Here is a 17,560-nt window from a genome sequence, read left to right as displayed (position 1 = left end):
CTGACCCACAACGCCGACGGGCCGGCACCCCCACACGGGGGTGCCGGCCCATCGGCGTGTCCGGGGTCAGGTGGCCGAGATGGTGCCGGTCATCAGCAACGCCAGCACAAGGGTGCCGAGGGCGACCCGGTAGAGGACGAAGACGTACAGGGTGTGGTGCGCGACGTAGCGGAGCAGCCAGGCGATCGCCGCGTATCCGATGGCGAAGGCGATCAGGGTCGCCACCACCATCTGGGCCACGCTGGGTACCGACGTTCCTGGCGAGGCCGGCTCGAAGACGTCACCCAGGCTGAACACGCCGGACATCACCACGGCCGGGATGGCCAGCAGGAACGAGTAGCGGGCCGCCGCCTCCCGGGTCAGGTTGAGGAAGAGGCCGGCGGTGAGGGTACCGCCGGACCGCGACACCCCGGGGATCAGCGCCATCGCCTGAGCGAACCCCATGACGACGCCGTCGGACATCTTGAAGTTCTCCAGGGTGCGGGTCTGTCGACCCCAGTACTCGGCGAAGGCGAGCACGAACGCGAAGACGATCAAGGTGGTGGCCACCAGCCACAGGTTGCGGGCGGCGGTCTGGATCTGGTCCTTGAACAGGAAACCGAAGGCACCGATCGGGATCGAGCCGACGATCACGTACCAGCCCATCCGGTAGTCGAGGCTGGACCGGACCGATTTGTCCCGGATGCCGGCCAGCCAGACCCGGGTGATCCGCCAGATGTCCTTGGCGAAGTAGAGCAGCACGGCAGCCTCGGTGCCGAGCTGGGTGACCGCGGTGAACGAGGCACCGGCGTCCCGCTCGAAGAAGATCGCCGACGTGATCCGCAGGTGACCGGAGGAGCTGACCGGAAGGAACTCGGTGAGTCCCTGGACGATGCCGAGGACGATCGCCTCGATCCAGCTCACTCGCCCACTCCCGCGAGTTCCAGGGCCTCGGCGCAGGTACGCAGGGTCTGCACCCCGCTCTCCCGGTCCGCGACGAAGAGGGTCAACGACAGCGTGGTGACGCCGGCGGCGGCGTACTCGCGCATCCGCTCGGCGATGCGCTCCTTGCCGCCGAGCAGCGAGGTGCGGTCGATGAACTCCATCGGCACCGCGGCGGCGGCGTCCCGCTGCCGCTTGGCCAGGTAGAGGTCCTGCACCTCGCGGGCCGCGTCACCGTAGCCCATGCGGGTGGCGAGCTGGTTGTAGAAGTTCTGCTGACGGCTGCCCATGCCACCGACGTAGAGGGCGGCGTAGAAGCGGACCAGCTCGGCGCAGGCGGCGACGTCGTCGCCGACCACCACCGGCACCGACGGTACGACGTCGAAGCCGGCCAGCTCCTTGCCGGCCTTCGCCCGACCGGCGCGGACGGCGGCGAGCTGCTCCTCGGCGAACTCGGGCGCGTAGAAGACGGCCAGCCAGCCGTCGGCGATCTCCCCGGCCAGCTCGAGGTTCTTCGGGCCCACGGCGGCGAGGTAGATCGGGATGTGCTCGCGCGGCGGGCGGAAGCCGAGCCGGAGCGCCTTGCCCGGCCCGTCGGGCAGCGGGAGTGTGTAGTGCTCGCCGTCGTAGGCGACCTCCTTGCGCCCGATGGCGAGCTTGACGATGTCCACGTACTCCCGGGTGCGGGCGAGCGGCTTGGCGAACCGGACGCCGTGCCAGCCCTCAGAGACCTGCGGGCCGGAGACGCCGAGCCCGAGCCGGAACCGGCCACCGGAGAGCGTGTCGATGGTGGCCGCGGTCATCGCGGTCGCCGCCGGGGTCCGCCCCGGAATCTGCATCACCGCGCTGCCCAGGTCGATCCGTTCGGTCTGCCCGGCGATCCACGCCAGCATGCTCGGCGAGTCGGAGCCGTAGGCCTCCGCCGTCCACACCACCGAGTAGCCGAGCCGGTCCGCCTCCTGAGCCAGAGCCAGATGGTCGGCCGGCGTGCTCCACGCCGTCTGGTATCCGAGGCTGAGCCCGAGTCGCACTGGTCCTCCCCCATCCCGCACCACGAGTCGCATCAGGTTACGCAATGCCGGCGACGGGCCCGACCCCCGCCTCGCTCCCCCGGGACGGGCCACGTCGGCGCCCCCGGGACGGGCCACGTCGGCGCCCCCGCGACGGCCGGACGGTCGGAGAGATGACGGAGGCGAGGATATCGGTCGGGCCCCGATTCGAAATAAGGTTCACGCATGCAACAGCGACCGCTCGGCCGAAGCGGGCTGGCGGTTTCCCGGCTCGCGCTCGGCACCATGACCTGGGGTCGGGACACCGACGCCGACGACGCGGCCGCCCAGTTGAAGAGCTACCTCGACGCGGGCGGCAACCTGGTCGACACCGCCGACGTCTACGGCGACGGGGACGCCGAGTCGGTGATCGGATCGCTACTCGGGACCCTGGTGCCCCGCGACGACCTGCTCATCGCGACCAAGGCGGGGCTGCGGCCGGGCTTGCGACGCCGCCGGGACGGCTCCCGGGGGCACCTGATGCGGACCCTGGACGCCTCGCTGCGCCGGCTCGGCACCGATCACGTCGACCTGTGGCAGGTGCACGGCTACGACCCGGACACCCCGTTGGAGGAGACGCTGTCGGCCCTCGACCACGCGGTGACCAGCGGCCGGGTCCGGTACGTGGGGGTGTCGAACTTCTCCGGCTGGCAGACCGCCCGGGCCGCCGCCTGGCAGGCGGCCTTCCCCGGCCGTGCGCCGGTGGTCGCCGCGCAGGTCGAGTACTCGCTGCTGGAACGGGGGGTCGAGCGGGAGGTGCTGCCGGCCTGCGCGGCCATGGGGCTCGGGGTGCTGCCGTGGTCGCCACTGGGCCGGGGGGTGCTCACCGGCAAGTACCGGCACGGCCGGCCCGCGGACTCGCGGGCCACCTCGGCGCACTTCGGCCCGTTCGTCGCCACCTACCTGGAGCCGCGCTGCTCCAGCATCGTGGAGGCGGTGGCGACGGCTGCCGGTGGGCTCGGTGTGTCACCGCTGGAGGTGGCGCTGGCCTGGATCCGGGACCGTCCCGGGGTGGCCGCCCCGATTCTCGGCGCGCGGACCGCGGGACAGCTCCAGGGGGCGTTGCAGGTCGAACGGATCAGCCTGCCGGGGGAGATCACCACCGCGCTCGACGACGTCTCGGCGGTGGAGGTCGGCTACCCGGAACGCGACGGCTGACCATCCCGACGCCTGGGTGGCGCGGGTCTCCCGGCGGGGGTGGCGCCACGTCGTCGGGCTGGGCAGCATAGGCCCATGGACTACGAGTACGCGCCGCTGCGGCTACCACCGAACGTCGACCGGGTGACCGCCGCGGTGCAGCTGGCGATTCAGGCCGAGTACGCCGGCTGGGAGCTGGCCCGGGTGCGGCTGTACCGGGACGGCACCCGGCAGGTGGTCCTGCGTCGTCGCCGGGTCAACCAGCCGCAGCCGGGCCTGTCCTACTGACCGGGCCGCCGACGGCGGCCCGGTCCCACCGACGGCCAGGGGCCCGGACCGACCGGCCCGGGCCCCGGCGTACGTCCGGGACGGTCAGTGCGTGTGCCCCAGCTCGTCCTCGTCGAGATCCAGGAAGGGGTGCTCGTCGAGTCGGCCGACCAGGCGGTCGTCGGCGGCCGGCTGGAACGGGCCGACCGGATCGTCGTCGTCGAACGACTCCAGGTCGACCGGGGTGCCCACCTCGCTGACCATCACGACCCCGTCGAGCGGCTCCAGCTCGGGGACGTCCAGCGCGCTGAGCGAACCGTCGCCGCTCTGCAAGAGTTCCAGCACCGCCTCGCCGACGCCCTCGACCGGGGCCGGCTCGTCGTCCGCCGGGGTCCCCTCCCGGCGGGCCGCCTCGGCGGCCCGGATCAGCGCCGACACGCTCGGCACCCGGTAGTCGCGGCGCTGGCGTACCGAGACCACCTGCGGGTGCGGGTCGTTGGGCTCGGCGCCCTCGCCACCCGGGCCGAAGTGGGCGTCGGCCTCGTTGGGGTCGATCGACTCCACGTCCCACGGGGTGACCTCGCCGAAGGCGTCGAGGAGCTGCTCGTCGTAGGCGAAGGACGCGTTGTTCAACTCGACGTACGCCTGCCAGACGTCGTCGTCGTCGACCCGGCCCTGGGCGGCACGTACCGCGGCCAGGTGCCGGCGGGCCGCGTCGATCACCCGCTCGAGGGCAGCGTCCAGCTCAGCGTGCTGGTCGGTCATGTGAGGAAGTCCCTTTCGCGATGGGGGAAAAGCCGTACCGGTGGCGCGTCGCGGCGCGGTGCCGGTCAGCAGGTGCGGAGGAACCGGTCGAGTACCCGCACGCCGAACTGTAGTCCGTCCACCGGAACCCGCTCGTCGATGCCATGGAAGAGTGCGGAGAAATTCAGGTCGGGCGGGAGCCGGAGCGGGGCGAACCCGAAGCAGCGGATGCCGAGCTGGGCGAAGGCCTTGGCGTCGGTGCCACCGGAGAGCATGTACGGCACCGGCCGGGCACCCGGGTCCTCGGCGCGCAGCGCGGCGGACATCGCCTCCACCAGCGCCCCGTCGAAGGTGGTCTCCAGGGCGGGCTGGCGCTGGACGTACTCGATGTCGATGCCCGGACCGACCAGCTCGCGCAGCTGCTGCTCCAGCATCTCCGACTGGCCGGGCAGGCTGCGGCAGTCGATGGTGGCGGTGGCCCGGCCGGGGATGACGTTGTCCTTGTAGCCGGCGGCCAGCCGGGTCGGGTTGGCGGTGCTGCGGACGGTGGCACCGATGATGTTGGCGATCGGCCCCAGCCGGGCGATCGCGGTCTCCGGGTCGTCCGGGTCGAGTTCGACGCCGAGCACCTCGGAGACCTCCTCCAGGAAGGCCCGTACAGTCGGGGTGACGGTCAGCGGGAAGCGGTGCCGACCGATCCGGGCGACCGCCTCGGCGAGCGCGGTCACCGCGTTGTCGTCGTGCACGAACGAGCCGTGCCCGGGACGGCCCCTGGCGTGCAGCCGGAGCCAGTCGATGCCCTTCTCGGCGGTCTCGATCAGGTAGAGCCGGGTGGCGTCGTCGACGGTGTAGGAGAAGCCGCCGACCTCACCGATCGCCTCGGTGCAGCCGTCGAAGAGGTCCCGGTGGCGCTCGGCGAGGAAGTGCGCGCCGTAGTCGCTGCCCGCCTCCTCGTCGGCGGTGTAGCACAGCACGACGTCGCGGGGCGGCCGGACGCCGGTGCGCTGCCAGTGGCGGACCACGGCGAGCACCATCGCGTCGAAGTCCTTCATGTCGATCGCGCCGCGCCCCCACAGGTACCCGTCGCGGATCTCGCCGGAGAACGGGTGCACCGACCACTCGTCGGCGTCGGCGGGGACGACGTCGAGGTGGCCGTGCACCAGCAGCGCACCCCGTCCGGGGTCGGTGCCGGGAATCCGGGCCACCAGGTTGGTCCGTCCGGGGGCGGACTCCAGCAGGGTCGCCTCGACGCCGACCTCGGCCAGCTTCTCCGCGACGTACTCGGCCGCCTGCCGCTCCCCGGCGCTGGTGGCGTGGTCGCCGGTGTTGGTGGTGTCGATGCGCAGCAGGTCGCGGCAGAGGGTCACGACCTCGTCGGTGGGGTCGGGTACGGCGGGTACGGGGTCCGTCATCGGTTCTTCATACCAGCCGCACCGCACCCGTCACGACAGGCGTACGCGTGAGACGTCGGACGTGGCCCGCCCGTCCGTCCGGGACGGGGGCTCGGTGGCGGGACCGGTTTCGGCCGGTGGCCGGTCGGGTACCGCCGTCAGCGTCCGTCCGCCCGGCGTCGGCGCAGCTCGCCGCCGGGCCGGTCCGCCCCCGTGCGAGGAGACAACCCATGAGCGTTTCGCTGCCGCCGTTGCCGCCCGCCGAGGGTGACGAGGGGTACCGTCCCGGCGGCCGGAGCGTGGTCGACGTCGTCGGCGAGGAACACCGGCGGCTCACCGCGCTGGTCGAGGAGCTGGCCGACCCGGCGACGGACGCCGACCGGCGGCGGGCGGTGGCCGACGTGTTCACCGCCGAGGTCTCCCGACACCTCTCCGGTGAGGAGCAGTACCTCTACCCGGCGCTGCGGGGCGCGCTGCCCGACGGGGCGGAACTCGCCGACCGGGACGTGGCGACCGACACGGCGCTGCGGCGGGCCGTCCGGGCGGCCGACCCGGAGCACGTCGCCGAGGTGGGTCGCCGCTGGCAGCAGCACGTGGCGGCGGTGGAGCCGGCGCTGGGCCGGCTGCGCGAGGCGGCCACCGAGGAGGAGCTGATCCGGCTCGGCAACCGGTTCGCCATCGCCGAGGAGGCCGCGCCGACCCGCCCGCATCCCGGGACGCCGACCGCTCCCCCGTGGAACCGGATCGTCGAGCCGGCGGTGGGGGTGGTCGACAAGATCCGCGACGCGGTCACCGGTCGTCGGACGTACCCGGCCGACCTCGACAGGGATTGACCTTGGACCGATGAACAGGATCTGCCATCCATCGGAACTCTTCGAAACACGAAAGGTCTTCCGGAAGTCCCGACTCGGTCATACCGTCACGTCATGAACCTGGAGTTGCGACACCTCAGGGTGGTCTGCGCGATCGCGGAGACCGGCAGCGTGACCAAGGCGGCCTCGACCCTCGGACTGGCACAACCGGCGCTCACCGCGCAGCTCCAGCGCATCGAACGGACACTCGGCGGTGCGCTGTTCGACCGGGACCGACGCGGGGCCCGACCGACGGCCCTCGGCGAGCTGGTGCTCGCCCGCGCCCGGGTGCTGCTGCCGGCGATGAAGGGCCTCCAGGACGAGGCGGCCCGGCTGGCCAGTGCCGGGGACGCGTTGAGCCGGTACCGGTTCGGCGGGGTGAACAGCCCGATCCTGGGCCGGCTGGTGCACCGCATCGCCGCCGACCAACCCGCCGCGCCGATCAGCACCTACGCCTCCTGGTCGGTCGACGAGCTGTCCCAGCTGGTCTTCAGCGGGCGACTCGACTACGTGCTGACCGGGGTGTGCGGCGACGCCGCGCCGTCGGCGGAGTTCGGGCTGAGCTGGCGGGAGGTGGCCGTCGACCCGGTCTTCGTGCTGCTGCCCGAGTCCCACCCGCTCGCCGGGGGCGACGAGGTCCCGCTGGAAGGGCTCCGGCGCGAGCAGTGGGTGGCCGCGCCCGGGGACGGCTGCTTCGGCGACTGCTTCGCCGCCGCGTGCGCGCGGGCCGGATTCACCCCCCGGAAGGTGTACGAGACGGACGTGCGCGTCTGCATGGACCTGGTCGAGGCGGGCGTCGCGGTGGCGCTCTGCCAGGCCACCTTCCGACCGGTGCCCGGCCTGGTGACCCGGCGACTGGCCGGCAACCCGCTGCGCTGGCGCCTGCTGCTCGGCTGGCACCCGGAGTCGCCAGCGGCCCGGTTCGCCGAGGGGGTGGTGGGCACGGCGACGGCGGCGTACACCGACTCCCTCGCGCCGCACCCGGCGTACCTGGAGTGGCTGTTGGACCACCCCGAGTTCGGGGCACGGCGGCGTACCCCGGTGTAGACCGGGATCCGCCGGGGCCACCCCCGCGACCACCCGGGCGGGCAACGGCGACCGGAGCCGGGCAGTCGGCCCTCGACCACACCGGGTGCGAAACCCCGGCGACCGGAGCCGGTCGGCCTCGATCACGCCGGCGGGTGCGAAGTCCCGGCGAACGGGTACCGGGGGGACATGACCGACACCGACCGTCCCGGCGACGACCGGGAGACCGTCCGCCGGGCCGCCGCCGCGCACACCGCCGCCGCCCGCGACGTGGAGTCCTTCCTGCGTACCCTGCCGGCCGTCCCCGGCCCGGAGCACGTCGCCGAGTACGCCACCCTGCTCAGCCGGGAGGAACGCGCCCGCGCCGACCGCCAGGCGGCGGTGGACGCGTTCGGCCTGACCCTGGGCAGCATCGAACCGCAGTGACCCGGGTCCGGTGGGCCGGTCCGCCGGTCAGCGCTCCACGAGCGGGTCGTGTCCCAGGTCGAGCAGGGCGTGCCGCCACCCGTCGTCGGCGTTGCCGCCGGCCGGTTTCCGCGCCGTCAGGGCGTCGATCCGGTCCACGGCGTCCTGCATGATCCTCATGTCCTCGCCGGTGAGGTCCACCTTGCGCTTGCGGAGCACCGCGAGGATGTGTCGGCCCGGCTCGGGCAGGTCCAGGTCGGGGTTCGGACCGAACGCCTCCTCCCCCGAGCCACGGGTGAGCAGCCACTGCCGCAGCTGTTCCGAGGGCATGTTCACCCGGGCGTGGAAGTCCTCCCAGAGCAGCTCCACGTCCGCGTCGAGTCTCGCCTCGCGTACCATCACGCCTCCTCTGCGGGTCCGGGCTCAGCCGGCCGCACGTCGTCGGTCAGGGCCCCGGGCCCCTCCGGCGGCACCTGGACCCGGGCCGGGTTGGCCGTCGGCGGTGCCTTGATCGGTTCGGCCCGCTCCGGCTCGTCCGGGCTCTCCTCCACCTCGCTCACCGGCGGCCTCCGCTCGTCGGGACGGTCAACGGGGATGGGTCGTCGTCGCCGGCCGGTGGCCGCCCCGCTCGCCGGCGGCGACGTCGAAGGCGAGCGCGTCGTCGCGGACGTTCACGGTCACCCGCTGGCCGGGGGAGATTTCCCCCTCGAGCAGCATCCGGGACAGCCGGTTGTCCAGTTCGCGCTGGATCGTCCGGCGCAGCGGACGGGCCCCGAACTCGGGCTGGTACCCGTGCTCGGCGAGCCAGTCGACGCCCGCCTCGGTGACCTCGACGGTGATGTCCTGCGCGTGCAGCCGGCGGCGGGTCTCCTCCAGCAGCAGGCCGGTGATCTGCCGCAGCTGCGCGGACTCGAGCCGGCGGAAGATGATGATCTCGTCGATCCGGTTGAGGAACTCCGGACGGAAGTTCTCCTGGAGCCGGCGCATCAGCCGGTCCCGCAGCTCGTCGGTCTCCTGGGCGGTGCCGGGTTCACCGGCGCCGAAGCCCACGCTGCGGCCGGCCCCGGTGATCAGCTCGGACCCGAGGTTGCTGGTCATGATCAGCACGGTGTTGCGGAAGTTCACCGTCCGGCCCTGGCTGTCGGTGAGCCGGCCGTCGTCGAGCACCTGGAGCAGGATGTTGAACACGTCCGGGTGCGCCTTCTCGATCTCGTCGAGCAGCACCACCGCGTACGGGCGACGCCGGACGGCCTCGGTCAGCTGGCCGGCCTCCTCGTACCCGACGTAGCCGGGCGGTGCGCCGACCAGCCGGCTGACCATGTGCCGTTCCTGGAACTCGCTCATGTCCAGCCGGACCATCCGGTCGGCGTCGCCGAAGAGCGCCTCCGCCAGGGCCCGGCCCAGCTCGGTCTTGCCGACGCCGGTGGGGCCGAGGAAGAGGAAGCTGCCCATCGGCCGGTCCGGGTCGGCCAGCCCGGTCCGGGAGCGGCGGACCGCCTCGGCGACCGCGTTCACCGCGTCCTCCTGGCCGACCACCCGTTCGTGCAGGTGCCCCTCCAGGCGCAGCAGCCGGTCCCGCTCCTCCTCGGTGAGCTGGCTGACCGGGATGCCGGTGGCCCGGGAGACCACCTCGGCGATCTCCTCCGGTCCGACCTGGGGCACCTGCGGGGCGTCGGTCTCGCCCTTGGCCACCCGGATCTGTTCCTCGATCTCCTGCAACCGGTCGCGCAGCGCCGAGGCGCGTTCGTACTGCTCGTCGGCGACCGCCTGCTCCTTGTCCCGGCGTACCTCGTCGAGTTGGCGTTCCAGGTCCCGCACGTCCGCCGCCGGGGTCCGGGTCCGCAGCCGCACCCGCGCGCCGGCCTGGTCGATCAGGTCGATCGCCTTGTCCGGCAGGAAGCGGTCGGTGACGTACCGGTCGGCGAGTTCGGCCGCGGCGACCAGCGACTCGTCGGTGAACCGCACCTGGTGGTGGGCCTCGTACCGGTCGCGCAGGCCGCGCAGGATGGCGACCGTGTCCTCCACGGTGGGCTCCGGCACCAGCACCGGCTGGAAGCGCCGGGCCAGCGCGGCGTCCTTCTCGATGCTGCGCCGGTACTCGTCCAGCGTGGTCGCGCCGATCACCCGCAGTTCGCCGCGGGCGAGGGCGGGCTTGAGCATGTTGGACGCGTCCATGCCGCCCTCGCTGCCGGCCCCGCCGGCGCCGACCAGGGTGTGGATCTCGTCCAGGAAGACGATCAGCTCGTCCCGGTGGGCGCGGATCTCGTCGATCACCTTCTTCAGCCGTTCCTCGAAGTCGCCCCGGTAGCGGGTGCCGGCCACCAGTCCGGCCAGGTCGAGCTGGATCACCCGCTTGCCGAGCAGGGTCTGCGGGACGTCGCCGTCGCAGATCCGCTCCGCCAGCCCCTCGACGATCGCGGTCTTGCCGACACCCGCCTCGCCGATCAGCACCGGGTTGTTCTTGGTACGGCGGGAGAGGATCTCCACGGCCTGTTCGATCTCGTCGCTGCGGCCGACCACCGGGTCGATCCGGTCGGCCTTGGCGAGGTCGGTCAGGTCCTGACCGTACTGGTCCAGGGTGGGTGTGCCCCGGTCCGGTCGCGCTCCCGTCATCGGTCCCCGCTCCGTCCCCGCCGCCTGTAGGGACTCCGGTTGGATCCGCCCGGCCGCCAGCATCCGCCCGGCCGGCGACTCCGGGTTCAGCGGCAGGGCCATCAGGATGTGTTCGGGGCCGATGTAGTTCGCCCCGATCGCCCGAGCGAGCTGGTGGGCGTCGAGCAGCGCCCGCTTGGCCGCCGGGGTGAGCGAGAGGTTCGGTGGGACCTCGCCACCGGGTGCCCCGTCGCCCCGGCCGCCGAGCGCGTTGAGCAGGGTGTCCGGTTCCGCGCCGGCCCGGCTCACCAGGTCGCGCAGCCCCTGGCGTTGCAGGGCGGCCCAGAGCAGGTGGTCGGTGTCCAGGTCGTTGCTGCGCCGCTGGGCCGCCCGGCGGGCCGCGTCGGCCAGCAGCTCCCGCGCGTCGGCGGTCATCAGCCGGGTGATGTCGACCCGGTGGGCGGGGCGGTTACCGCCCTCCCCCCGGCCGAAGTAGCGGGCCAGAAACTCGTCCCACGGGTCGGCGCCGAAGTCAGCGGGTCCCCACATGAGCAGTCCTCCCGGTTCGGCAGCGACAGGATCGACACGCAGGGCTACCCGAGGGTGGCCCCGACAAACGCGTCCGGATGGCAGGGTGGGGGCATGGAGACGACCCCGCTGCTGATCGTGGACGCCGCCAACGTCGTCGGGAGCCGACCGGACGGGTGGTGGCGGGACCGGGTCGGCGCGACCACCCGGCTGCGGGACCGGCTGGTGCCGGTCGGCGGTCGGGGCGTACCGCCGGAACTGCCGGCACCGGCCGAGGTCGTGCTGGTGGTGGAGGGGGCCGCGCGGGACGTGCCGGGCACCGACGGGGTGCGGGTGGTGTCCGCCGCCGGCTCCGGTGACGACGCGATCGTCGACCTGGTCGGGGCCGAGAGCGGTCGGCGGCGGCTGGTGGTGACCGCGGACCGGGTGCTGCGGGAACGCGTCCGGGCCCTCGGCGCGGAGGTGTACGGGCCGCGCTGGCTGCGCGGCGAACGCGACACGCCGCCACGGGAGTCCGCCGCGCCGACGGGGCCGGATCCGAACCGGTCCTCGTGACCCTGGTCGGACCGGCCGCTGCCGCCGCCCGCACCCGTGCCGAACGGACAGCGGGGCGGTAACACCCACAGGGCGGCTGTTCTCTCCCCCACCGCAATAGGCTCTAATGGAGTCCTCCCCGCCCCCAGGAGGTTTCGCCGTGGCGAGCGTCGCCGAGCTCAAGGCCGCCATCGATGTCGCGCTCCAGCAGATCGGTGAGGGGCAGACAGCGGTGCAGGCCGCCGGGGAGAAGCTGGCCGAGGCGCAGCAGACCCTCGCCGGCGCGCTGGAGGGCAGCGGGCACGAGACGGTCGAGGCCGCCCAGGCCTCGCTGACCCAGGCCAGTCAGGAGTTGGAGGAGTGTCTCGCCGCGACGCTGGTCGCGGTGGAGCAGGCGCAGCTCTACGTCTCGACGCTCTGAGCCCATGTCGATCATCGAGGACATCGGGGCCCAGGTCCGGGCCGCCTCCGACGAGCTGCCCCTGGCGCCGCTGGCCCAGGCGCTGGAGAAGTTCGCCCTGGCCGCCGAGCGGCTGCGCTGGGTCCGGCAGGAGTCGTCGAACCCGATGGGGGTGCCGGAGCTGTCGGCCGCCGTCGAGCACGCCGAGTCCGCCGGCCATGCCCTGCGGGTGGCGCAGGAGCAGCTCGCCAGCTACCTGGCGGCCATCGGGCTCGGCGCGGACGGCGCCCCGGCGGCGAAGCCGCAGCCCCGCCAGCCGGCGCACGACGCGCCCCGGGGCGACGCCCCGCCAACGGGCGACGACGGCACCGGGGAGCCGGGTCCGGCCCCGGCGGTACGCCGCTGGTGGGCGGTGCGGGTGGCGGAGCTGACCGGCGGTTCGGAGGGCGAGCCGACCGGGCCGGACGAGCAGGTCGCCGACTCCCGTGAGCTGCTGCGCCGGGTGGTCGGCGGGGTGAAGGCCGGCGACCGGAGCCGGCTGCACACCGAGCTGCGCCGGGCGCACGCCGACGTCGGGCTGGGCCTGGCGACGGTGACCCCACCGCTGCTGCGGGAGCTGGCCGGCGAGCTGCTGGGCCACCCGCCCAAGGCCCCCGATCTGCCGCGACTGCGGAACGAACTGGACGGTCGGGTACGGGACCTGCTGCCCGGGTTGCCGCCGGCGGTGCTGGAGACCGTACTGACCCGGGTCTGCCGGATGCCCCCGCCCCGGCAGCGTTCCGACGACGAGCAGCCGCACCCGGCCGACCCGGCGGTCACCGCCGGGGTGGTGACCGGCCTGCTGCTGGCCCGGCTCGGCCGGGACCTGCCGCCCGAGCGGCCCGACGACGAGCGGCCACCGGCCGGGGCCGACCGGGCCGCGAACCCGCCGCCCCGGCCGGCGGCCGATCCCACCCGTGGCAGGCCCGGTCCGCATGGCTGACCGGCGGGCCCAGTTGGTGGGGCGGGTGCGAGGGCTGCTGTCGGAGGCGTTGGGCTCGGCCCGGGGCCGACTGACGGACGCGCGCACCGAGTGGGAGAGCGGGCAGGAGCGGTTGGCGCGGGTGCGGCGGGCCGCCGCGACGGTGCCGCAGCGGGTCGGCGCGGAACGGGACCGCCGGCTCGCCGAGATCGACTCCCGGTACACCGCGCGGATCGCGGAGCTGGCCCGGCAGGCCGCCGCCGCCGCCGAGCGGGAGGCGCCGGGCGCCGCGTCGGCCGAGTGGGCGGGGTGGACGCCCACCCCGGCCGGACGGGCCGAGCCGCCCGGCGCGGTCCGGATCGGCACCGTCCGGATCCCCGGCGCGGAGCCGGTGCCGGCGCTGGTGCCGCTGCTGGACGCCGGGCACGTGCACCTCGCCGGCGGCCTCCATCCCGGCGGGGACGCGGTGGTCTCGGCCCTGCTGCTGCGCAGCATCGGCCGGGCCGAGCCGGGCACGGTCCGGTTGATCGGGTACGACCCGGAGCACCTCGGTGGCGGCCTGGCCGGGTTCGCTCCGCTCGGCACCGCCGGGCTGCTCACCTTCGTCGGCCCGGGTGGGCTGGCCCGGCTCCTCGACGACCTGGTGGAGCAGATCCGCCGGATCAACGAGACCGTACTGGCCGGGGAGCACTCCTCGTTGCGGGAGCTGGCCGTGGCCACCGGGCGGCGTCCGGAGCCGTGGCGGGTGGCCGTGCTGCTCGGCGGGGACGAACTCTCCCGGCACGAGCGCAGCCAACTCGACCGGGTGGTCCGGACCGGAGCGGCCTGCGGGGTGCACCTGGTGGTCCGGGACATCCCGCTGCCGGACGACCCGACCGTGCAGCGGGTGCTGGTCTCCCCCGGCGACGTCCGCATCGGCGGCCCGTCCGGCCTGCCGGTACGCCTCGACCCGCCGCCCCCGGCACCGTTGGTCACCGAGACCTGCCGGCAGGTGGCCGGCACGGTCGCCGCCGGCCCGGCCCCGACCCCGTTCACCGAACTGCTCCCGCCACCGGAGCAGATGTGGACGGAGGACTCGTCGACCGCGCTGGTCGCGCCGATCGGCGAGGGACCCAGCGGTCGCCCGGTGCTGCTGACCCTCGGCGACTACCCGCCGCACGCCCTGATCGGCGGTCCGTCCGGCACCGGCAAGACCAATCTGATCTTCGCCTGGATCGGGGCCCTGGCCGCCCGCTACTCCCCCGCCGAGCTGGAGTTCTACCTCCTCGACTTCAAGGAGGGGGTGTCCTTCGCCCGGTTCGCGCAGGGGCGACGGGACCCGAGCTGGCTGCCGCACATGCGGCTGGTCGGGATCAACGTCAACACCGACCGGGAGTTCGGGCTGGCCCTGCTGCGCTTCCTCGCCGAGGAGCTGCGCCGCCGGGCGGACGCCGCCAAGCGGCACGAGGTCACCAAGCTCGCCGAGCTGCGGGCGGTCGACCCGACCGGCCACTGGCCCCGGATCGTGGCGGTGGTCGACGAGTTCCAGATGCTGCTCGCCGGCCGGGACATGGTCGCCCGGGAGGCCGCCGACCTGCTGGAGGACCTGGCCCGGCGGGGCCGCTCGCAGGGTATCCACCTGGTGCTCGCCTCGCAGGACGTACGCGGGATCGAGGCGCTGTGGGGCCGACCGGCGCTGGTCGCCCAGTTCACCCTCCGCATCGCGCTGCCCAAGGCGCTGCGGATCCTCGCCGAACGCAACGACGCCGCCCAGTCCCTGCCCCGGCACCATGCCGTGATCAACGCGGAGTCCGGCATGGTGGAGGGTAACCAGGTGGCCCGGATCCCGTCGGCCAGCGAGTGGGAGACCTGGAGCGAACTCCAGCACCGGCTGTGGCGGATGCGCCCGCAGGACGCCGCCCCCGCCCGGCTCTTCGACGGCGACGCGATCCCCCGGCTCGCCGACGCCCCCGACTTCCGGGCGCTGACCCCGGCCCGGCAGCCCGGCGGGCCGCGCGGCCCGGTCGCCCTGCTCGGGGAGATCATCGACGTGCAGGCCCGCTCGGCGACGCTGCGGCTGCCCCGGGCGCCGGGCCGTAACCTGGCGGTGCTCGGCACCCGGGTCGACGAGGCGTGCGCGGTGCTCGACGCGGTCGGGCGGTCCCTGGCCCGGCAGCACGAGCCCGGTTCGGCCCGGTTCTCCATCGCCTGTCTCGACCCGGACGCCGACCACGCCGCCCGCGCCCTCTACGAGGACCTCGCCGACGACGCCGCCTGGTACGACGAGGAGACCGTGCCGGAACTGGTGGCCGAGACGGCCGAGGCACTGGCCGCGCCGGGCACCCCGACCACGCCGCACTACCTGCTGCTCTACGCGGTCGACGCGGCGGCCGGCCGGCTGGGCGCGCGGGTCGGCCGGCGGACCGGGCTGGAGCACCTGCGGCAGCTCCTGCACGACGGGCCGGAACGGCGTACCCACGTGCTGGCCTGGTGGCGCGGCGTGGCCCGGATGCGCATCGACCTGGGTGGGCCGGCGTCCCGCACCGACCAGATCGGGGCCTGGGTGGCCCTGGACGTGCAGGGCGGGGAGCTCGGCTCGTCGTTGTACCCGGGCACCGGTGGACCGGACTGGTACCCGCGCCCGTGGCGGGGGCTCTTCTTCGACCGGGCGGTGCACCGCACCGGGCAGACCATCATCCCCTATGGACTCCCGCGATGAACGAGCCGGTCACCAGTGAGTCGTACGCCGCCCAGCTTCGTCGGCTGGCGGAGCTGACCGCGCGGGTCGCGACGCAGCGGGCCGAGGCGCAGGCCTGGCACGAGCGGCAGTGCGCCGCCGCCGAACGGGCCGTCCGGGAGGCCGCCGAGCAGGTCCGGCGGGCCGAGGCGGAGGTCGCCGAGGCGACCGAGCTGGTGGAGCGGGTGGACACCGAGGCGGCCCACCTGTGGCAGGTGCTGCGCGGCCGGCTGGGTGCCGGGGCCCGGCGCCTGGGTGACCCGCCGGGGCCGGCACGAGGCGCCTCGGGCGACCCGGCGATGCTGCTGGAGCGGGCACGCGAGCTGCTGGACCGCACCCGGCAGCCGGGGGACCTGCCCGGGTCGGTGAACCCGCTGCTGGCGCTCTGCGGGGTGTTCGGGGCGGTGGTGGCGTACGCGGTGGCGACCGGCGCGCGGGCGCTGGGCGAGCGGTACGGTGGCGACCTCGCGGTGGGGATGCCGGTGATCGCCTTGGTGGTCTCGCTGCTGGGGCCGCTGATCGGGCTGGGGCCGGCGAAGCTGCTCGCCGACCGGCGGCACGCCCTGCTCGGCCCCCGCCCGATGACGATCGTGATCGCCGCCGGTCTGGTCACCACCGTGCTCCTGCTCGCCGTGCCCCGCTGACGCCTGCGCCCCACCGCCGCCCGCGCAGCCGGCCGCCGGATCAGCCGGCCGGGACGAGAACGGCCTCGCGGAGCAGCCGGCGGGCGAGGACGAGCCGGTCGGCGTCGTCGTCCAGACCGGGTAGGTCGCCCACCCGCCAGACTCCACCGGCGAGCACCGCGCGCAGGGCCTCGGCGCACTGCGCCGGCAGCGAGAGGGTCCGGTCGAACAGCCGCAGCGCGACCCGCTCCGGGCCGTCCGGGCCGAGTTGCCAGCGCAGGCCCGGCCGGACGGCGAGGACGTCGTCGACGGTCAGCTCGCGGATCGCGGCGGCCTGGGCCAGCGGGCGGATCGGCGCGGGCCGGGCGGCGGGCCAGGCCCGCTGCCGCAGTCGCCCGGCGACCGCCGCCGGATCGGCGCGCAGCAGCCAGTCCCGCAACGCCTCGACCGTCTCGGTCAACTCGGGCTCGATCGCGTCGGGGTCGGCCACGTCGACGCCGAACGGAAGGGTCGCGCGCAGGCGCGGATCCTCGGCGGCCAGGGCGAGGAGTTCCTCGACGATCGCGTACCGGGTGAGCGCCCGGACGCCGATGGTCAGGTGCAGCGAGCTGGACTCCTGCGCCTGGGCACTGTGCAACCAGCCCCGGGGCAGGTAGAGCGCGTCGCCGGGGGCGAGCACCACGTCCAGCGCGGCGGCCCCCTCGGCGGTGGCCGAGACCTCGTCGGCCCGGCCGCCCCAGGGCTGCCGTTCCAGCGGGTCGGGCAGGACCGGCGGGTGGATCCGCCAGCGTTTGCGTCCGTCCACCTGGAGCACGAAGACGTCGTGGGTGTCGTAGTGGGTGGCGAAGCCCTGGTTGCCCGGTGGGGTGAGGTAGGCGTTGACCTGCAACGGCTGCCCGACGGCCAGGCCCAGGTCGCGGGCGAGGTCGATCAACGCCGGCCAGGTGCGGTGCAGCCCCTGGAGGACCAGGGTGGCGCCGTCGGCGTACTGCTCCAGGATCCGTTCGTCGAGGACCTGGTCCCCGATCTCGGCACCGGCCCCACCACCGCCGGTCCAGCGCGCCACCGGCACGAGTTGGCCGTCCCGGGCGACCCGGAGGAAGGGGGTGCGCAGCCCACGCCGGCTGAGGAGTTCGTCGGCGTCGGCCGGGCTGAACAGGTCGGTGAAGCCGGCCGGGTTGGGCAGCTCGTCGGCGCGGGACAGCAACGGGGTGCGTCCCCAGTGGGCGGCGGCGAACTTCGCCGGTTCGACGGCCACGCACCGGGCGAGCGCCGCGACGGCGGCGGACGGCACCGCCGGGCGGCCGTGGCCGCCCGGCGGGTCGATGGTCGCCACTGCGGGTTACCGGGCGCCGCCGTCGGCGCCACCGTCCTGCTGACCGGGGGTCGCTCCACCGTCGGCCGGGCCCTCCGCG

General features: G+C 74.5%; 18 protein-coding genes. 10 read left to right on the top strand and 8 right to left on the bottom strand.

Annotated elements, in window-relative coordinates:
* Nucleotides 1-66: 66 nt before the first annotated feature.
* Both AB0F58_RS14390 and AB0F58_RS14385 read right to left on the bottom strand, forming a co-directional pair.
* Nucleotides 67-903 carry an undecaprenyl-diphosphate phosphatase gene (locus AB0F58_RS14390; RefSeq protein WP_357142546.1) on the bottom strand — a complete coding sequence of 279 codons (837 nt, stop codon included), beginning with the start codon at nucleotides 901-903 and terminating at the stop codon, nucleotides 67-69.
* The gene (locus AB0F58_RS14385) at nucleotides 900-1,952 is read right to left on the bottom strand and encodes an LLM class F420-dependent oxidoreductase (RefSeq protein ID WP_357142545.1); all 1,053 of its coding nucleotides are present in this window, start codon (nucleotides 1,950-1,952) and stop codon (nucleotides 900-902) included. Before AB0F58_RS14385 ends, AB0F58_RS14390 begins: the two co-directional genes overlap by 4 nt.
* Before the next feature lie 204 nt (nucleotides 1,953-2,156).
* Between AB0F58_RS14385 and AB0F58_RS14380 the strand changes: the two genes are divergently transcribed.
* Together AB0F58_RS14380 and AB0F58_RS14375 are read left to right on the top strand one after the other, a co-directional pair.
* Nucleotides 2,157-3,128 (top strand): aldo/keto reductase, encoded by a 972-nt coding sequence (locus tag AB0F58_RS14380; RefSeq protein WP_357142544.1) that lies wholly within the window; start codon nucleotides 2,157-2,159, stop codon nucleotides 3,126-3,128.
* A gap of 75 nt (nucleotides 3,129-3,203) precedes the next feature.
* Nucleotides 3,204-3,395, top strand: a complete 192-nt coding sequence (locus tag AB0F58_RS14375; protein WP_088984700.1) for a DUF5703 family protein — start codon at nucleotides 3,204-3,206, stop codon at nucleotides 3,393-3,395.
* An 84-nt stretch (nucleotides 3,396-3,479) separates the two neighbouring features.
* On the opposite strand, the gene AB0F58_RS14370 is transcribed toward AB0F58_RS14375, so the two are convergent.
* Nucleotides 3,480-4,139 carry a hypothetical protein gene (locus AB0F58_RS14370; RefSeq protein WP_357142543.1) on the bottom strand — a complete coding sequence of 220 codons (660 nt, stop codon included), beginning with the start codon at nucleotides 4,137-4,139 and terminating at the stop codon, nucleotides 3,480-3,482.
* 65 nt (nucleotides 4,140-4,204) lie between these two features.
* The gene (locus AB0F58_RS14365) at nucleotides 4,205-5,530 is read right to left on the bottom strand and encodes a M20/M25/M40 family metallo-hydrolase (RefSeq protein WP_357142542.1); all 1,326 of its coding nucleotides are present in this window, start codon (nucleotides 5,528-5,530) and stop codon (nucleotides 4,205-4,207) included.
* Nucleotides 5,531-5,739: 209 nt separating this feature from the next.
* Between AB0F58_RS14365 and AB0F58_RS14360 the strand changes: the two genes are divergently transcribed.
* From AB0F58_RS14360 to AB0F58_RS14350, 3 genes are all read left to right on the top strand, one after another.
* On the top strand, nucleotides 5,740-6,342 hold the full coding sequence (locus AB0F58_RS14360) for a hemerythrin domain-containing protein (protein ID WP_357142541.1): 603 nt from the start codon (nucleotides 5,740-5,742) through the stop codon (nucleotides 6,340-6,342).
* 93 nt (nucleotides 6,343-6,435) lie between these two features.
* The gene (locus AB0F58_RS14355; protein ID WP_357142540.1) at nucleotides 6,436-7,407 is read left to right on the top strand and encodes a LysR family transcriptional regulator; all 972 of its coding nucleotides are present in this window, start codon (nucleotides 6,436-6,438) and stop codon (nucleotides 7,405-7,407) included.
* 168 nt (nucleotides 7,408-7,575) lie between these two features.
* The gene (locus AB0F58_RS14350) at nucleotides 7,576-7,812 is read left to right on the top strand and encodes a hypothetical protein (protein ID WP_357142539.1); all 237 of its coding nucleotides are present in this window, start codon (nucleotides 7,576-7,578) and stop codon (nucleotides 7,810-7,812) included.
* Nucleotides 7,813-7,839: 27 nt separating this feature from the next.
* Here the strand turns inward: AB0F58_RS14350 and AB0F58_RS14345 are convergent, their stop codons facing one another.
* Genes AB0F58_RS14345 through AB0F58_RS14335 form a run of 3 tightly spaced genes read right to left on the bottom strand, consistent with a single transcriptional unit; the run spans nucleotide 7,840 to nucleotide 10,932 of the window.
* A complete protein-coding gene (locus AB0F58_RS14345) occupies nucleotides 7,840-8,190 on the bottom strand; it encodes a DUF3140 domain-containing protein (protein WP_357142538.1) in 351 nt (116 codons plus the stop codon).
* On the bottom strand, nucleotides 8,190-8,351 hold the full coding sequence (locus AB0F58_RS14340; RefSeq protein WP_357142537.1) for a hypothetical protein: 162 nt from the start codon (nucleotides 8,349-8,351) through the stop codon (nucleotides 8,190-8,192). The genes AB0F58_RS14345 and AB0F58_RS14340 overlap by 1 nt, the downstream gene beginning before the upstream one ends.
* Nucleotides 8,352-8,376: 25 nt before the next feature.
* The gene (locus tag AB0F58_RS14335) at nucleotides 8,377-10,932 is read right to left on the bottom strand and encodes an ATP-dependent Clp protease ATP-binding subunit (RefSeq protein WP_357142536.1); all 2,556 of its coding nucleotides are present in this window, start codon (nucleotides 10,930-10,932) and stop codon (nucleotides 8,377-8,379) included.
* A 93-nt stretch (nucleotides 10,933-11,025) separates the two neighbouring features.
* Between AB0F58_RS14335 and AB0F58_RS14330 the strand changes: the two genes are divergently transcribed.
* From AB0F58_RS14330 to AB0F58_RS14310, 5 genes are all read left to right on the top strand, one after another.
* Nucleotides 11,026-11,466: a hypothetical protein gene (locus tag AB0F58_RS14330; RefSeq protein WP_357142535.1), complete on the top strand. Its 441-nt coding sequence runs from the start codon at nucleotides 11,026-11,028 to the stop codon at nucleotides 11,464-11,466.
* A gap of 139 nt (nucleotides 11,467-11,605) precedes the next feature.
* Entirely contained in the window at nucleotides 11,606-11,866 is a 261-nt protein-coding gene (locus tag AB0F58_RS14325) for a hypothetical protein (protein WP_091462511.1), read from the top strand.
* Between the two features lie 4 nt (nucleotides 11,867-11,870).
* Complete coding sequence (locus AB0F58_RS14320) at nucleotides 11,871-12,827, top strand: hypothetical protein (protein WP_357142534.1); 957 nt, start codon at nucleotides 11,871-11,873, stop codon at nucleotides 12,825-12,827.
* Entirely contained in the window at nucleotides 12,820-15,504 is a 2,685-nt protein-coding gene (locus AB0F58_RS14315) for an FtsK/SpoIIIE domain-containing protein (RefSeq protein ID WP_357142533.1), read from the top strand. Before AB0F58_RS14320 ends, AB0F58_RS14315 begins: the two co-directional genes overlap by 8 nt.
* Nucleotides 15,501-16,166, top strand: a complete 666-nt coding sequence (locus AB0F58_RS14310; RefSeq protein WP_357142532.1) for a hypothetical protein — start codon at nucleotides 15,501-15,503, stop codon at nucleotides 16,164-16,166. Before AB0F58_RS14315 ends, AB0F58_RS14310 begins: the two co-directional genes overlap by 4 nt.
* Before the next feature lie 40 nt (nucleotides 16,167-16,206).
* On the opposite strand, the gene AB0F58_RS14305 is transcribed toward AB0F58_RS14310, so the two are convergent.
* Nucleotides 16,207-17,481: a cupin domain-containing protein gene (locus AB0F58_RS14305; protein WP_357142531.1), complete on the bottom strand. Its 1,275-nt coding sequence runs from the start codon at nucleotides 17,479-17,481 to the stop codon at nucleotides 16,207-16,209.
* Nucleotides 17,482-17,560 lie beyond the last annotated feature (79 nt).

Origin of the sequence: Micromonospora sp. NPDC023956, assembly GCF_040639195.1 — a bacterium.
GTDB lineage: Bacteria > Actinomycetota > Actinomycetes > Mycobacteriales > Micromonosporaceae > Micromonospora.
This window is presented reverse-complemented; position numbering and strand designations above follow the sequence as displayed.

Excerpts from the sequence above, each read along its gene's own strand:
- AB0F58_RS14380 (WP_357142544.1), top strand. The coding sequence starts at position 2,157 with ATGCAACAGCGACCGCTCGGCCGAAGCGGGCTGGCGGTTTCCCGGCTC.
- AB0F58_RS14375 (WP_088984700.1), top strand. The coding sequence starts at position 3,204 with ATGGACTACGAGTACGCGCCGCTGCGGCTACCACCGAACGTCGACCGG.
- AB0F58_RS14370 (WP_357142543.1), bottom strand. The coding sequence starts at position 4,139 with ATGACCGACCAGCACGCTGAGCTGGACGCTGCCCTCGAGCGGGTGATC.
- AB0F58_RS14365 (WP_357142542.1), bottom strand. The coding sequence starts at position 5,530 with ATGACGGACCCCGTACCCGCCGTACCCGACCCCACCGACGAGGTCGTG.
- AB0F58_RS14360 (WP_357142541.1), top strand. The coding sequence starts at position 5,740 with ATGAGCGTTTCGCTGCCGCCGTTGCCGCCCGCCGAGGGTGACGAGGGG.
- AB0F58_RS14355 (WP_357142540.1), top strand. The coding sequence starts at position 6,436 with ATGAACCTGGAGTTGCGACACCTCAGGGTGGTCTGCGCGATCGCGGAG.
- AB0F58_RS14350 (WP_357142539.1), top strand. The coding sequence starts at position 7,576 with ATGACCGACACCGACCGTCCCGGCGACGACCGGGAGACCGTCCGCCGG.
- AB0F58_RS14345 (WP_357142538.1), bottom strand. The coding sequence starts at position 8,190 with ATGGTACGCGAGGCGAGACTCGACGCGGACGTGGAGCTGCTCTGGGAG.
- AB0F58_RS14335 (WP_357142536.1), bottom strand. The coding sequence starts at position 10,932 with ATGTGGGGACCCGCTGACTTCGGCGCCGACCCGTGGGACGAGTTTCTG.
- AB0F58_RS14330 (WP_357142535.1), top strand. The coding sequence starts at position 11,026 with ATGGAGACGACCCCGCTGCTGATCGTGGACGCCGCCAACGTCGTCGGG.
- AB0F58_RS14320 (WP_357142534.1), top strand. The coding sequence starts at position 11,871 with ATGTCGATCATCGAGGACATCGGGGCCCAGGTCCGGGCCGCCTCCGAC.
- AB0F58_RS14315 (WP_357142533.1), top strand. The coding sequence starts at position 12,820 with ATGGCTGACCGGCGGGCCCAGTTGGTGGGGCGGGTGCGAGGGCTGCTG.
- AB0F58_RS14310 (WP_357142532.1), top strand. The coding sequence starts at position 15,501 with ATGAACGAGCCGGTCACCAGTGAGTCGTACGCCGCCCAGCTTCGTCGG.